We start from the raw sequence: 14,138 nt of genomic DNA, 5'->3' as shown, positions 1-14,138 counted from the left end.
GATCAGCCTTTGTCTTTTTCTTTAAAACGGTAAATCGCAAAATTTTAAATTTACACTCAGTTTAATGCTTGGTTTTGTGATAATTTAATGCTTGGTTTTGTGATAATGATGATACTTGATGTTGCATTGGGGTAATAAAAGATAGACATCTTCCTTGTGAAAATCCCCCTTTTTACCTACAATATCCCCTTTTATTTATTGAACAAAAACTATGTCGCAAATTAAATTGATTGTCGGGCTTGCTAACCCTGGTGCAAAATATGAAGAAACTCGTCACAATGCAGGCGAATGGCTAGTGAACGAGCTTGCTCGTATGTTTAATGTCACCTTAAAAGAGGAAGCGAAATACTTCGGCAAAGTCGCTAAAATTAACACGCCACAAGGCGAAGTTCGTTTGCTTGTACCAACCACGTTTATGAATTTAAGTGGTAAGGCTGTTAGCGCATTAGCGAATTTCTATCGCATTAAGCCTGAAGAAATTTTAGTCGCTCACGATGAATTAGATCTTCCCCCAGGTGTTGCCAAAATCAAGCAAGGTGGCGGACACGGCGGACACAACGGTTTAAAAGATATTATTGCTGCTCTTGGTAATAGCAATAATTTCTACCGTGTGCGTATCGGAATTGGGCATCCAGGGCATAAAGACTTGGTGGCAAGTTATGTGTTAGGTAAACCTTCGCTAACAGATCAACCTTTAATTAATGCGGCGGTTGATGAAGCCAGCCGTTGCGTGGAACTGCTGTTCAAAGAAGGAATTGTTAAAGTGACTAATCGCTTGAATGGTTTTAAAGCGTAAAATTGATTGAATAATGATGGTAGGGACACACTGAGTGTGTCCGTATCTGTTTTTTTCGGACACACTCAGTGTGTCCCTACATAATAGGAAAATAAAATGGGATTTAAGTGTGGTATTGTCGGTTTACCAAATGTGGGTAAATCAACTCTTTTTAATGCATTAACCAAAGCGAGTATCGAAGCGGCAAACTATCCGTTCTGTACCATTGAACCAAACACAGGCGTTGTACCTATGCCAGATCCACGTTTAGATGCGTTGGCGGAAATCGTTAAACCAGAACGTGTATTGCCAACTACGATGGAATTTGTGGATATTGCAGGCTTAGTGGCTGGGGCAAGTAAAGGCGAAGGTTTAGGTAATAAATTCTTAGCAAATATCCGTGAAACCGATGCGATTGGTCACGTTGTCCGCTGTTTTGAGAACGATGACATTGTGCACGTTGCAGGGAAAATCAATCCGCTTGATGATATTGAAGTGATTAATACAGAATTGGCTTTAGCGGATTTAGATAGTTGTGAACGTGCTATCCAACGTTTACAAAAACGTGCCAAAGGCGGCGATAAAGATGCTAAATTTGAGCTTTCCATTATGGAAAAAATCCTACCGACTTTAGAAGCTGGCGGTATGATCCGTTCTGTTGCGTTGGATAAAGATGAACTGTACGCCATCAAAGGTTATAACTTCTTAACCTTAAAGCCAACCATGTACATTGCTAACGTGAATGAAGACGGCTTTGAAAATAACCCTTATTTAGATCAAGTGCGTGAAATTGCAGCAAAAGAAAATGCGGTAGTCGTGCCTGTTTGTGCTGCGATTGAAGCGGAAATTGCTGAACTTGACGATGATGAAAAAATTGAGTTCTTACAAGATTTAGGCATTGAAGAACCAGGTCTAAACCGTGTAATCCGTGCAGGTTATAAGCTATTGAATTTACAAACTTACTTTACCGCAGGCGTGAAAGAAGTGCGTGCTTGGACGGTGTCTATTGGTGCAACAGCACCAAAAGCAGCTGCGGTTATTCATACCGACTTTGAGCGTGGCTTTATCCGTGCGGAAGTGATTGCCTATGAAGATTTTATTCAATTCAAAGGTGAGAACGGCGCGAAAGAAGCAGGTAAATGGCGTTTAGAAGGTAAAGAGTATATCGTTCAGGATGGCGATGTAATGCATTTCCGTTTTAATGTTTAGTCTACTTATTCATCATTTTGAGTAGATTAGTTTTCAAAAATATGTAACAAAAATTTTTTGCAAATCTCACCGCTTTCCTTTACAATCGCCAAGCTTTTTGGGGCTGATCTTGGATTCGACGGGATTAGCGAAGTCCAAGGTGCACGTCGAGGTGCGGTAGGCCTCGTAAACAAACCGCAAAAAATAGTCGCAAACGACGAACAATACGCTTTAGCAGCTTAATAACCTGCTCATAGCCTTATCGCCTCAGCTTCCGCTCGTAAGACGAGGAGTTCGATAAGTCACCCAAAACGAGATCGTGTGGACGCCGCCGTTTGAGGATCGAAACACTAAATTAAATCAAACTAGCTTATTCTTTGCGTGTCTGTCCGCTGGGGGTAAGCGAAATTAAAGACTAGACTAAACGTGTAGTGCTGAAGATGGAGTAATTTCGGACGGGGGTTCAAATCCCCCCAGCTCCACCACTGATAAAATGCAATAAACTGCATAGACTGCAAATCATTGATTTTATTAGAAAATATAAACTGCATAGACTGCATAAAAGGGCATTAACTGCATATTGTCAGATAGTTGATGTAACTTTGATGTAACCTTGCAGAAAAAGAGCGATTAAAAAGTTACATCAATCCGATAAACCCTTTATTTATAAGGATTGATGACAATGGCAAAATTTGTAAAACCACTCACAGAAACCCAAATCAAAAACCTAAAACCAAAGGCGACCCCATACGCAGACGGAAATAATTTATATCTGTTTGTTTATCCAAGTGGGGCGAAGTCTTTCGCTTATATTTACACGCACCCCGTGACTAAAAAGCGAGTGAAGAAGAAAATCGGCGATTATCCCGATTTAGTCTTATTTGATGCTCGAGATATTGCCCATAAATACAGCCGATTACTTGCGGACGATTTAGACCCGTTCGAATATGCTGATCGTTTAGCAAAAGAGAAAGCAAGACAAGAAATGACCTTGTTTGACTTTGCTCAACAATGGCGACGTTTGAAGCTAGCACAGCAAGAGAATAAGCAAATTACAATGGATCGGGAATGGAAACGTTTAGAAAGGCATCTTTTCCCTTATTTTGGGAATTGCCCATTACAAAGCTTAACTATTTTTGACCTTGTAGAGCATTTTTTACCTCTTTATGAAGTCAAGGGCGATACAGTGGAAAAGGTGATCGGGCGTTTGATTAATATTTGTAATAAAGCCGTTAGTTTGGGCATTTTACAAAGTAACCATTTAAAAGACCTTCAACGAACATTTACCAGGAAAAATGATAAGCCAAACCCTACGATAAAGGCGGAAGAGTTACCGCAACTATTTCAGCGTTTAGCCGTATCAAATAATTTTATCCAAGCAAAATTATTAGTTGAATGGCAAATGCTCACGATGTTACGTCCAGCAGAAGCCGTAGCGGTTGAATGGAATGATATAGATTTTACTAACGCCGTTTTACATTTACCTGCTGAAAAGATGAAATGCACGCTTAAAAAACCACGCTCGCATAGTGTCCCACTTTCTACGCAGGCGTTGGAATTATTAGCCGTGATGAAACAATTCAACGGGCATAAAAAATTTGTATTTGCTCACCGTTTGAAAGATGGGAAACCGTGTAGCAGTCAAACAGCCAATAGCGTTTTAAAACGGAACGGATATAAAGGCGTTTTAACTGCTCACGGCTTGCGAGCAATGGCAAGGACATATCTAGCAGATCAAGGCGTTGAATTTGAAATTGCTGAGGCGTGTCTTGCACATACTTACGGGAATAATGTAAGCCAGCGGTATATTAGAACCGATATTCTAGAATTACGCCGTAAAGCTATGCAGTTATGGGGCGACTATGTAGAACGGAGTAAGAAAAAACTGTAACTTTTATCTGTTTGTTAAATATTCGATGATTTGTTGTATTTCTTGCTCTGGTAATTTTTTGAGTAAAGTAAGCAACAATTCATCCTTTTTAAGCAAACTTGGAGTTGTAGAATGACTAAATTCAAGGTCCATCACGAATCTATGCATGCATTCTTTATTCTTACAAGAACAATATAGCCGGCTTAGCTCTGAATGTACTCTATCTGTTTTTGTAATGATGGATTTATTTCCACAAATATTACATTTTATATCCATTTTTATCCCTTAACTGTAAAGTTTTTCATGTAAAACTATCACGTAAAATCACAAAAATCATTATTTCTCAAATGGTTATATATTTATCTAATTGCCTGCCTATTTTTTTAACTGAAATTTACTGAAATTAACTGAAAATTTTTCAGTTACGAGAATTTGGTAACCTATTGTTTTATTTGGAAATTTAATCATCTCAACATGTAAATACACTGAAAAATCTATAACTTACAACAAAAATTTGGCGGGGGAGGAAGTGGATTTTACGTGCTGTCAGATTTTCCGTCAGTATCTTTCCAAACTTTGAATAATATTTAATCATTTGTTGTTAAATAAATTTTCACAACAACATCCTTTAGGGATGAATGCCTATAACTACTAATATAGAAGCATCCAAATGCATCCATTTACATTCATTCGATTGCATAAGGGTACTACTATATTTAGCTTGTCCTTCTATTCAAATGCTTTTTTAGATAAACAAGCAGAAGAGAATGCAAAAGTAATGACCGAAATAATCGATCTGTTTATGAAAGAAAATAGCTAAAGGAGAAACATAATGACCAAAAATAGCGAACGCTTTTTATGTCTTGATGATGTGATGAATAAAACTGGGCTAGGGCGTTCCACAATCTACAACAAAATGAAAAGCGGAGAATTCCCAAAAAGTATTTCTATTTCTGCGAATCGCATCGCTTGGTTAGAGAGCGAGATAGATAGCTGGATGGAAACCAAAATCAACCAACGCAACTAAAGGAAAATATTATGCAATTACAAAATCAACAACATAATCAAGAATTACAAGTTCTTATTTCAAAAGCAAATGAAGCAACAGCCACATTTAATCAAATTCAAGATAAGGCAACGGAAATCCAAACCAATATTGATCGTAATAAAAAGATGACGGAAGCCTTAAAAAATGAAAATGTTGCACTACAATCAGAATCAGACAAAATAACTTTTACTGAAACAGGAGAGGTAGACTTTTCAAGTTTTGATGATTATTCAAACAAAATTTTTGTAAATAATAGAAAAATAGAAGCCTTAGAAAAGGTGATAAAAAAATTTGAAAACGAATTAGATTTATTACTTTTAACTGATTATGATGAATCTTATAGACTTGCAAAGAAAGAATATAATTCTGCATTAAGTCATTTAGGATTTAATATCTTAGAAGATTTACTGATCGATGAGGTTATAAATAAACTAAATTTATCTCTATTCACTTTAAAACGTGGAATCGGAGAAACACATACTGTAGAAAAAATAAAAGAAATAATGCTAAGTAAAATAAAAGAAAAATTAGATGATAACTTTGAATCAGATATTGAGGAAGTATCCATTCCACTGAGAAAATTTTCTAGACAAATTCCATCTGTTTTTCAGAAAAAATCAAGAATTACTGAACTAAAAGAATCATTAAAGAATTCTTGAGTTAAATATAAATAAAATAATAAAAGGAACTACTATGACACAATTAAAAACAGGTTTAGTATGTATTGCAACATCAGGTAATACTGTCGACGGACGATACATTTCCCCTAAAGAACTAGAAGAAATGGCACAAACCTATGACCCATCATACTACACTGCATTAATCTGGTATGAACATAGCCGTAATGGCGCAAATCTAGGTAAAGTGTTATCGCTTACGACGGTTAAAAATGGTAATGAAGTAAAACTATTTGCCATTTTAAGCCCTAACGCTTTTCTTGTTGAACTCAATAGCAAAAAACAAAAACTGTTTACAAGTATTGAGATTGTGCCGAATTTTGCCAATACAGGAAAGTGTTATTTAGGGGGATTAGCTGTAACAGACAGCCCCGCTTCAGTAGGAACGACTATGTTACAATTTTCTGCCGGATTTACTCAGCAGTTTAAATATTTAATGAATAACTTCGAACCTCTTCAAATGTTTTCTACACATCAACACAATTCTAATCAGGCGGATTCATCACCTGTACAGCATCAATATTTCGGTTTACACCCGCGAAATAATTACATGAAAGTGTATGATGAGGGAGGGAAAGAAATTATTGAAGTAGACGGCTATAAATTTTCATTTGGGCCTGCCAAAAAAACAAAAGAGTACCAAAACACAGATGATCCAAATATAAAAATATATCAAGATGGAACTAAAATAGCATATGAAATAAATGGATACACATTCAAATTTTAAAGCAATACATTGTTCAAAAGCCTTGAAGAAATTCAGGGCTTTTTTGTTTTGCATTGTATGAAAAAACAGTATAATGGATGCATTTAAACACCGTTGGACACTAAGTGTAATACAAGGGGAAAAGATGAGCGAATCAAAATACACATTACCGCCAAGGGAGTGGTATTCTTTAGAACAAGCGGTAAAACGCATTCAACAATTAACAGGAGAAACTATAGAGATCGAAGAGCTTATTCACTATTGGCTAATAGGGAAGCTCAATATCGCTATAAATATATTCTTTTCTAATTCTCGTCTAAATTATATATTTAATGGAAATACTCATATATTAGAAGAATTAAATGCAAATGAAATGATAATAGGAAACAAAATAATAGAATTAGACAAGATAAATCACTATACCTATCAACAAGAAAACAATCTAGAAAACAGAAAATTCTTTAAAGATAGTAATTTTATATTATCTTATTTTGAATTTGATAATCTCTTGGAAAAAACTGAAAAAATGAAATGCTTTAAAGCGTTGAAAGGATTCTTCTTTGACGATTATTATAATGATGTAAATTGCTTGATTACTACAGCAAAAGGGCTTTTTTATTTAAATTATCATGGGAATTCAAATGTATATAGTGAAAATTTTTATCGTATTGAAAAAACATTCAAGAAAACAAATAAAATCCCCTATGATTTTATCAGCAGTTTATTTCAAGTAGATAATGAGACAGATAAGAATATTTCTATATTACTTTCCTTCAAAGAAGAAAGTTATATTGATCTTGATGAACTATATATTACGAATGAATCATTAGAAAACTTCCTTAAAGATAAAGAGCAACCGAAGCCACCCAAAATAGGAACCAAAACCCTTAATACACAAGCTGAATTTATTCGCAATTTAATCACTATTCATTATGGCGAAGATATAGCAAATAATATCCGTAATCAATTAGATGATCCAAACAGCGATATATCAAAAGATTTTGATAATAAAGCCCTAAAAGCCCCGAGTGGCAAAACTGTAGATCGCTGGATTAACCAAATCTAAAAATCCTTTCTTACCTTTCGGAATATTCCAACAATTTTCGGAATATTCCGAAATCTTTTTCTCCAATCCCCCAAAATCCACCCCGACAATATGCAGTAAAAACCTTTTTATACCGTTTAACGCAATTAATGCACAGGGGGACTAATGGAAACCATCACACTTTCTACATACTCAACACTGAAAGAAATCAGTCAACTATTCAAAACAGACCCGACAACAATCGCACGCTGGAGTAAATCGGGGCAATTCCCGAAGCCCATCAAAATCGGGCGTTCTGTTCGTTATAAAACATCAGAAATCAAAGCATTTTTAGAGCAACAACAGGAGGGGAAATAATGACAGGGCTTACACTTAAATGCCCCAAATGCCGTAAAAGAATGGCAATTCGCAGTTCACAATCTATGACTGAAACGACTACCGAGGCTTTTTTGTATTGTTTTGACTGTGGGATTAAAGCAAAAGCATTCGCAGAAGTGAAAGAAATTGAAATTGCAGAATACAAGCCGTTAGTTTTAACCGGTGGCACCATAAACAAAATACGTAGAACTTCATCATAATCCATAAAAAAACCGCTCACAGAATTTTCTATAAGCGGCTTAAGTAACAAATAATTTCTAAAAAGTAGAGAGTAAAAATGAAATTCTTACATTTATTTCAGAATGAAAAACAATCTAATCAAATTTCTGCTAAAATGCAAGAAATTTCAAGATTACCATTGACAAGTCAAAATCATTCGCCGTATGCTATTTGCGCTTTCGCAAAATCGGAAGCCGAGCCTCGAAACTCGAATAGATACACGGCGAATAATAGCACGCCTTTAACTCGTGCTTTTTTTATTCGTTGCACACGCACACCCAAAGAAAACGCCTTAAGCGTTCTTCTCTCTATGGTAGCGTGTAGCGGGAAAGGTTTCGCCCTTTGCTGCGTTCCGTGTATCGCAGTTTTCGAGCCCGTTGCACGCTATCGCCCAATCAGCCTCGAAACTGAAGCGATAGCCTCAATTAATTTTTACACGGAGCTATCAGCAATGATCTACAAATTTCTACTATTAGGCAAAAACCGCCTAACTATTCGCATTCGTGCCAACTCAGAAGCAGAAGCACGCCAACGCTTACAACTCTCAAATAATACCCTATGCATTGCAAGATTTAACGACAATCTCACCGCTTGCAACCAAGTAAAAGGGGGGATTTATGCATAATCCAATCCTTAATCAAAAAATGCGCCTTGTTGATTTAGGCGTTGTAACCTGTATTGATTCGGTGATTCGTCATTGTGAAACTTTGCTCAACGAAAACAGCAGTGAAGCCGAACAAACACGCGCTAAAGCTCAAATCAGACTGAATGCCGGCATTTACCGTAATACCCTTGATGAATTAGTGCTTGCCCTTGATGAACCCAGTTTTACAAAAAGTTCAATGAAACAAACCGCTTGTTGCGAATCTCTTCCCTCGGAACTTCCGGAAATTATTGAGCAGTGCGAAAAAATTGTGTTAGCCGTTGAAACTGAAAAAGCATTGGTGAATGTTTATGAAAATTACACCAGCCTTTTGCGCACTTGCGACAAAGATTACCTACTTAATGAAATTAACGCATTAAGCCACGTTCACCACGTTTATTTGCAGCATATTAGCGATGAAGTAAACCGCTTACAGTCAATGTTACAAGGGGGATCCAATGCTAACCCATAGAATTAAACTGCCTGACGGAACGGAAATAGAATTTTTCGCAAGTGATGAGGCTTTATTTCAAGAAAAATTTGGTGATCTTGAGCATATCGACGAAATGCAAAATGCTGATGAATTTAGGCGATTTAAACGCTTGTTTAAAATGGCAGAAATCGAAAGCAGGGCAACCAAACACAAAGCCCCTAGAGCCATAAAACAGGCAAGAAAACGCCAAAAACAAGCACGCAGAAAACAGCGTTAAACCTGAGAAACAACGGGCGAAATTATCGCCCGTTCATCAAAATTTGAGAGAAAAAATGATGAATAACGCCCCTTTTTTTGAAAAACAACCTACTGACGGAATAACGGAATTATTTTGTTTAATCGGCTCTAAGGCTTGGTTTGCTTTAGGGTATGACAAACAAAATAAAACAGCCAACGGTGAAGAATGGCATTTACTTTGTCAATCTACGGGGAAAAATACTAAACAATTACCCCTTGTTATAGGCGAAAAACAGCTTAAAGAAATTCACCAGCTTAACATCACCAAAACGCAAAAGATGATCCGCTTTTGTGTTTATGGCTCAATCAGCGAAGAACAGAAAACCGCCCTTTTGCTCAATATTGCCCAAAACTCACCGCTTGAAACGGTTCGATTTGCCGATAATTTAGGAGATATTACCGAAGATTTAAGCGGCTATATTCAACGCTTAAGACAAGACAAAGAAACGCAGAAAATCGCTGAGCTAGTATCAAAAAATTTAGTGGATAACGCCCCGAAAAAAGTCCCTTATATCGATTACAGAGATGATGAAAACGGCGAAGGACTATTTTACATTGTGCCGATAGTGGATAAAGAAAGCGGAGAAATTATCAATGAGAAGGCTAAATGGATATGCGACAACCTCGAGCTAAAAGGACAAGGCAAAGATCCACAAGGCGAATATTACTACCTTTTCAGCTGGCAGAATGCCGACGAGCAAGCCCCACGATTAGAAGCAGTTCACCTTGCCGACTTTGGAACCGAAACAGGCTGGAAGCAACTTAAAGCCAACGGTTTAAAAATGACAACAGGGCAAGGCTTGACAGCAAATCTAGCCCAACACTTCCACGCAATCAGTAAAACCGTTCCACAAAACTGGAAAATAACCAAATTAACAGGCTGGCAAAATGGGGCGTACTTATTACCCAATGGGGAAATGATAGGCGAACCACATAGCCCGATTTACTTCACCGAAAAAAGCGGGGCAAGTTTAGGCTATACCACCAGCGGAACCCTTGAAAGCTGGCAGAGAGAAATAGCGGATAATCTCAAGGGCAATCATTCGATGATGTTAGGCGTAGCCGTTGCATTATCTGCCCCAATGTTGGCAATCTTAGGGCGTGAATCTTTTGGCGTTCATCTATTCGCCGACAGCTCAAAAGGGAAAAGTACAACGTTAAACATAGCAAATAGTATTTATGGCAACCCCGATAAAATCCGCTTAAGCTGGAGTACAACCGCCGTAGGTATCAAGAACGAAGCCACGGCCCGAAATGATGGCTTTATTACCCTTGACGAAATCGGGCAAGCGAAAGATGCAAAAAACCTTGAAGCAATCGCCTATGACCTATTCAACGAAACAGGCAAAATTCAAGGCAAAAAAGAAGGGGGAAATAGAGAAGTAAACCGCTGGAAAGTTACAGCATTTTCAACGGGTGAAAAAGACCTAGAAACCCAGCTAAGGCTACAAGGGGCAAAAGTCCACGCAGGGCAATTAGTCCGCCTTTTAAACGTACCGCTGGAAGAAGCAAAACATCTACATCAATTCAGCAGTAACAAAGCCCACGCCGACCACCTAAACGAAAAAGTACAAGAGCATTTTGGCGTAATTGGTAGAGAGTGGATAAAGTTCCTTGCAGAGAATGGGGAGTTAGTCAGAAGTACATATAAAGCAATAAAAACAAAATGGCTAGACTTAACCAGCAATATGAGCGGACAAGTACAGCGGGTGGCGTGCGATCGTTTTGCCATTTTAGAAACAGCCCTACAACTTGCCAAACATTTAACCCAATGGGCAGAAGGTGAAAACGCTCAAGCCATTTTGAAAAACTTTCTAAACTGGAAAGAAGATTTTGGCGAGAAGAACCGAGAAGAAACAACGATCATAGAAACGTTGTTAGATTGGATTAACGAAAATGAAGCGTCCTTTATTGAATATCCATTTGACCCGAACCAACGCACCCCGAACAAAATAGCAGGTTTTAGAGTGTTAGGCGATGAAGCGAGGAAAGAAGAAGAGCATTTTTTAATTTATCCAAAATCTTTCAAAGAGATTTTAACCAATTACCCCATAAAAATGGCTTGCGAAATTTTAGCCAATTCGGGCGTATTAGTTAAACCTGAAAAGCCAGAACGAAATTATGAATATATGTTCATCATCTCGCAGAAAATCGCAGGGAAAAAGAAAATCAGAGCATATAAAATAAAACCGCTCCTACAAAATGAGAATGATAATTAAGTGGCAAAGCAAGGTTTTCGCCTTGCTTTTTTATTGCCAAAAAAACGAATTTAAACAGGCAGGATAATAAAACATTTAGGAAAGTTAGGAAAATAGGAAAGTTTTTATAGTAAATATATATAAATCAATAAGTTACAAAATTCACTATATTTTTATTTTCCTAAAATGCCCCTAAATTTTCCTAAAATACCCTAAAATTTTCCTAAACTGAAAATGCTTAGATTTTCTTTCCTAAAATTTTCCTAAAATTATTTTCTAATTTAGGAAAGTTTTTTGCTTGTAAGGTATTGATAAATAATAGATTTTTCAAAACTTTCCTATTTTCCTAATTTTCCTAAAGATTTTATATATATCCATAAAATTTTTTTAAATTCGATAACCAGCCAAAAAAGCCAAGGGAAGCAAAAAGCCAAAAGGATTTCTTCATTCTCATTTAGAATTATACATATTTTAAAAAATACCCATTTGATAACCAAAAAATGCGAAAAATGGTTTACAAACTTGTTTGTTTAGCATAAATACGAGACAATAACCGTAGTTAACCAAAAATGCAAAAAATGGTTTACAAACTTGTTTGTTTAACATGAATACGAGACAATAACCGTAGCTAACCAAAAATAGAAAAAATGGGGAACAAAATGAACATTAATTTAGACAACGCCGTGTTTTATCATCACGGCAAATTTCCACCTGAAATCATTCAGTATCAGGGAATTATCCCTGCGTTGACCGGAGCGATAGAAGCAATAGCCCGTTATGATCAGATGCTGAAAAATATGCACAACGGGGAAATTTTGCTTGCCCCATTGCGGAATCAAGAAGCAGTCATCTCTTCAAGAATGGAAGGGACTATCAGCACAATGGACGAAATTTTACAATACGAAGCAGACTATCCCGAAACAGATGGCAAAAGTGTTTATGGGGTAAATGTTCGTTCAGATATTATTGAAACCGTGCTTTATCAACGTACTTTAAAAAATACTCAAAAAGCAATGAGCGAAGGCTATCCGCTGACTAAATCACTACTTAAAGGAATGCATCAGCAACTACTTTCTTTCGGGCGTGGAGCAAATAAATCACCCGGGGAATTTAAGAAAGAGCAAAATTATTTAGCGGATACCTTCAAGAAAAGTATTCTGTTTGTTCCGATTTCTCCTGAAAAACTGGAAGAAGGATTGGATCGCTTGTTTAGATATATCAACGAAAACCAAGACCATATTTTAATAAAAACAGGGGTAACACATCTTGAATTTGAAGCATTGCACCCTTTTCAAGATGGTAACGGCAGAATAGGACGTATGCTGATTACGTTAATGCTATGGAATGCGAACATTATTTCAGCCCCACATTTTTACATTAGCGGCTATTTTGAAAACAACAAGAACACCTACATTGATTTAATGAGACGAGTATCAGAAACAGGTGATTGGAATGAATGGATTGTATTTTTCTTGAATGCGATTGAAACACAAGCAAAGCAAAATTTAGAGATAGCCGAAAATATTCGCCGACTTTACGAAGAAATGAAAAGCATTTTTTCTGATACGCTTTCGTCTAAGTGGGCGGTAATGGCGCAGGATTTTATTTTCACTAATCCCATTTTCAGAAACAGTCAATTTATTGAAAAGAGTGGCATCCCAAGTACAACAGCAACACGTTTCACAAAATTGTTAGTTGAAAAAGGTATTTTAACCACAAAGGAAGAAGCGGCGGGCAGAAAATCTGCCCTGTATTCGTTTGATATGTTGATGGACTTGGTGCGAGTTTAATGAATACACAAGGCAGGGGCGAGCAATCGCCCCTTTTCTTATTTGTGAATAATATATTTGATTTTTATCAAATTATTTCTTCAGTGTTGAAGGAGTTGAATTACCGTCCGAAAAAGATCAATAATCATATTTTATAGCAATGATGTAACCTGATGTAACTTTTTACAGATCCCGAAAATAGAATAAATCTTTATAAAACAATTGTTTATTTTATTTTCAAAATCCCCCCAGCTCCACCAAATCGACATAAACCAACGTAAACGAACGTAACAAGAAGCCTTGAAAATCAACCTTTCAAGGCTTTTTTATTTCTCTTAATGTAACTCGACGTAAACGGAAATAATAGACTTTTAGTAGGACGTTTAGTAGGATCGCTCTCATATATAGCAAAAGCCGTCCTACTAAGGTGACAGTTATGGCTAGAACTACAAAACCACTTACAAACACAGAAATAGCAAACGCCAAACCCAAAGATAAAAAATATCCTTTAACTGATGGCGGAGGCTTGTTTTTACTTGTAAAGCCAAATGGGGCGAAATTGTGGCGTTTTAATTACTATAAACCATACACAAAAAATAGAACTGAAATAGGCTTAGGGAGGAGCCTCTCCCACAATTTGTGTAAATACCTGTTTCTGAGATAATACATTCAGACACAGGTATTTTATTATGAACGAAAAACAACTTCACGCCTTGGCAGCGGAATTTGCCAAAAACCTAAAAACACCAGAAGACCTCAATCAATTTTCACGGATGCTCAAGAAAATCACCGTCGAGGCTGCGTTAAATGGTGAACTGACCGACCATCTTGGTTATGAAAAACATCAGCCTAGAAAAGGTAAAAATGCACATAACGGTTACACATCTAAGAC

At 36.8% G+C, this 14,138-nt stretch carries 15 protein-coding genes, 1 other RNA gene and 2 pseudogenes; 17 read left to right on the top strand and 1 reads right to left on the bottom strand.

Translation table 11 applies throughout. The features are described from left to right. Positions 1–211: 211 nt before the first annotated feature. The 4 genes from pth to B0183_RS04670 all read left to right on the top strand — a co-directional run bounded on the left by pth (position 212) and on the right by B0183_RS04670 (position 3,854). Entirely contained in the window at positions 212–796 is a 585-nt protein-coding gene (pth, locus tag B0183_RS04685; RefSeq protein WP_021112505.1) for an aminoacyl-tRNA hydrolase, read from the top strand. Between the two features lie 96 nt (positions 797–892). Beyond that, the gene (gene ychF, locus B0183_RS04680; protein WP_035496298.1) at positions 893–1,984 is read left to right on the top strand and encodes a redox-regulated ATPase YchF; all 1,092 of its coding nucleotides are present in this window, start codon (positions 893–895) and stop codon (positions 1,982–1,984) included. 99 nt (positions 1,985–2,083) lie between these two features. Then, positions 2,084–2,448, top strand: a transfer-messenger RNA (tmRNA) gene (gene ssrA / locus B0183_RS04675). A gap of 197 nt (positions 2,449–2,645) precedes the next feature. After that, the gene (locus B0183_RS04670; protein ID WP_160148332.1) at positions 2,646–3,854 is read left to right on the top strand and encodes a tyrosine-type recombinase/integrase; all 1,209 of its coding nucleotides are present in this window, start codon (positions 2,646–2,648) and stop codon (positions 3,852–3,854) included. Between the two features lie 3 nt (positions 3,855–3,857). On the opposite strand, the gene B0183_RS13100 is transcribed toward B0183_RS04670, so the two are convergent. Then, entirely contained in the window at positions 3,858–4,109 is a 252-nt protein-coding gene (locus tag B0183_RS13100) for an ogr/Delta-like zinc finger family protein (protein WP_078208414.1), read from the bottom strand. A gap of 556 nt (positions 4,110–4,665) precedes the next feature. On the opposite strand from B0183_RS13100, the gene B0183_RS04660 reads away from it, so the two are divergent. From B0183_RS04660 to B0183_RS04600, 13 genes and pseudogenes are all read left to right on the top strand, one after another. Continuing rightward, a complete protein-coding gene (locus tag B0183_RS04660) occupies positions 4,666–4,860 on the top strand; it encodes a helix-turn-helix transcriptional regulator (RefSeq protein ID WP_035524255.1) in 195 nt (64 codons plus the stop codon). Between the two features lie 11 nt (positions 4,861–4,871). Further along, the gene (locus B0183_RS04655; RefSeq protein ID WP_035524252.1) at positions 4,872–5,540 is read left to right on the top strand and encodes a hypothetical protein; all 669 of its coding nucleotides are present in this window, start codon (positions 4,872–4,874) and stop codon (positions 5,538–5,540) included. 34 nt (positions 5,541–5,574) lie between these two features. Next, complete coding sequence (locus tag B0183_RS04650) at positions 5,575–6,285, top strand: GPO family capsid scaffolding protein (protein ID WP_078208413.1); 711 nt, start codon at positions 5,575–5,577, stop codon at positions 6,283–6,285. Between the two features lie 124 nt (positions 6,286–6,409). Next, a complete protein-coding gene (locus tag B0183_RS04645) occupies positions 6,410–7,330 on the top strand; it encodes a hypothetical protein (protein WP_078208412.1) in 921 nt (306 codons plus the stop codon). A gap of 144 nt (positions 7,331–7,474) precedes the next feature. Further along, positions 7,475–7,666, top strand: a complete 192-nt coding sequence (locus tag B0183_RS04640; protein WP_035525195.1) for a helix-turn-helix transcriptional regulator — start codon at positions 7,475–7,477, stop codon at positions 7,664–7,666. Next, entirely contained in the window at positions 7,666–7,887 is a 222-nt protein-coding gene (locus tag B0183_RS04635) for an ogr/Delta-like zinc finger family protein (RefSeq protein ID WP_078208411.1), read from the top strand. The genes B0183_RS04640 and B0183_RS04635 overlap by 1 nt, the downstream gene beginning before the upstream one ends. A 77-nt stretch (positions 7,888–7,964) precedes the next feature. After that, positions 7,965–8,531 carry an ash family protein gene (locus B0183_RS04630; protein ID WP_078208410.1) on the top strand — a complete coding sequence of 189 codons (567 nt, stop codon included), beginning with the start codon at positions 7,965–7,967 and terminating at the stop codon, positions 8,529–8,531. After that, positions 8,524–9,021 (top strand): hypothetical protein, encoded by a 498-nt coding sequence (locus B0183_RS04625; protein ID WP_078208409.1) that lies wholly within the window; start codon positions 8,524–8,526, stop codon positions 9,019–9,021. Before B0183_RS04630 ends, B0183_RS04625 begins: the two co-directional genes overlap by 8 nt. Further along, complete coding sequence (locus B0183_RS04620; protein WP_078208408.1) at positions 9,008–9,259, top strand: hypothetical protein; 252 nt, start codon at positions 9,008–9,010, stop codon at positions 9,257–9,259. The genes B0183_RS04625 and B0183_RS04620 overlap by 14 nt, the downstream gene beginning before the upstream one ends. Before the next feature lie 58 nt (positions 9,260–9,317). Beyond that, positions 9,318–11,498: a DUF927 domain-containing protein gene (locus B0183_RS04615; RefSeq protein ID WP_234802029.1), complete on the top strand. Its 2,181-nt coding sequence runs from the start codon at positions 9,318–9,320 to the stop codon at positions 11,496–11,498. A 638-nt stretch (positions 11,499–12,136) separates the two neighbouring features. Beyond that, the gene (locus B0183_RS04610; RefSeq protein ID WP_078208406.1) at positions 12,137–13,267 is read left to right on the top strand and encodes a Fic family protein; all 1,131 of its coding nucleotides are present in this window, start codon (positions 12,137–12,139) and stop codon (positions 13,265–13,267) included. A 415-nt stretch (positions 13,268–13,682) separates the two neighbouring features. Next, positions 13,683–13,865, top strand: a pseudogene (locus B0183_RS04605) (integrase arm-type DNA-binding domain-containing protein); the annotation flags it as partial. 70 nt (positions 13,866–13,935) lie between these two features. Beyond that, positions 13,936–14,138 (top strand): annotated as a pseudogene (locus B0183_RS04600) (IS256 family transposase); the annotation flags it as partial.

Source organism: Glaesserella parasuis (assembly GCF_002015085.1).
GTDB lineage: Bacteria > Pseudomonadota > Gammaproteobacteria > Enterobacterales > Pasteurellaceae > Glaesserella > Glaesserella parasuis.
The sequence above is the reverse complement of the archived record's forward strand: the minus strand, read 5'-3'. Positions and strand labels throughout refer to the sequence as shown.

Coding starts and splice junctions, on each gene's coding strand:
- pth (WP_021112505.1), top strand. CDS start 212: ATGTCGCAAATTAAATTGATTGTCGGGCTTGCTAACCCTGGTGCAAAA.
- ychF (WP_035496298.1), top strand. CDS start 893: ATGGGATTTAAGTGTGGTATTGTCGGTTTACCAAATGTGGGTAAATCA.
- B0183_RS04670 (WP_160148332.1), top strand. CDS start 2,646: ATGGCAAAATTTGTAAAACCACTCACAGAAACCCAAATCAAAAACCTA.
- B0183_RS13100 (WP_078208414.1), bottom strand. CDS start 4,109: ATGGATATAAAATGTAATATTTGTGGAAATAAATCCATCATTACAAAA.
- B0183_RS04660 (WP_035524255.1), top strand. CDS start 4,666: ATGACCAAAAATAGCGAACGCTTTTTATGTCTTGATGATGTGATGAAT.
- B0183_RS04655 (WP_035524252.1), top strand. CDS start 4,872: ATGCAATTACAAAATCAACAACATAATCAAGAATTACAAGTTCTTATT.
- B0183_RS04650 (WP_078208413.1), top strand. CDS start 5,575: ATGACACAATTAAAAACAGGTTTAGTATGTATTGCAACATCAGGTAAT.
- B0183_RS04645 (WP_078208412.1), top strand. CDS start 6,410: ATGAGCGAATCAAAATACACATTACCGCCAAGGGAGTGGTATTCTTTA.
- B0183_RS04640 (WP_035525195.1), top strand. CDS start 7,475: ATGGAAACCATCACACTTTCTACATACTCAACACTGAAAGAAATCAGT.
- B0183_RS04635 (WP_078208411.1), top strand. CDS start 7,666: ATGACAGGGCTTACACTTAAATGCCCCAAATGCCGTAAAAGAATGGCA.
- B0183_RS04630 (WP_078208410.1), top strand. CDS start 7,965: ATGAAATTCTTACATTTATTTCAGAATGAAAAACAATCTAATCAAATT.
- B0183_RS04625 (WP_078208409.1), top strand. CDS start 8,524: ATGCATAATCCAATCCTTAATCAAAAAATGCGCCTTGTTGATTTAGGC.
- B0183_RS04620 (WP_078208408.1), top strand. CDS start 9,008: ATGCTAACCCATAGAATTAAACTGCCTGACGGAACGGAAATAGAATTT.
- B0183_RS04615 (WP_234802029.1), top strand. CDS start 9,318: ATGAATAACGCCCCTTTTTTTGAAAAACAACCTACTGACGGAATAACG.
- B0183_RS04610 (WP_078208406.1), top strand. CDS start 12,137: ATGAACATTAATTTAGACAACGCCGTGTTTTATCATCACGGCAAATTT.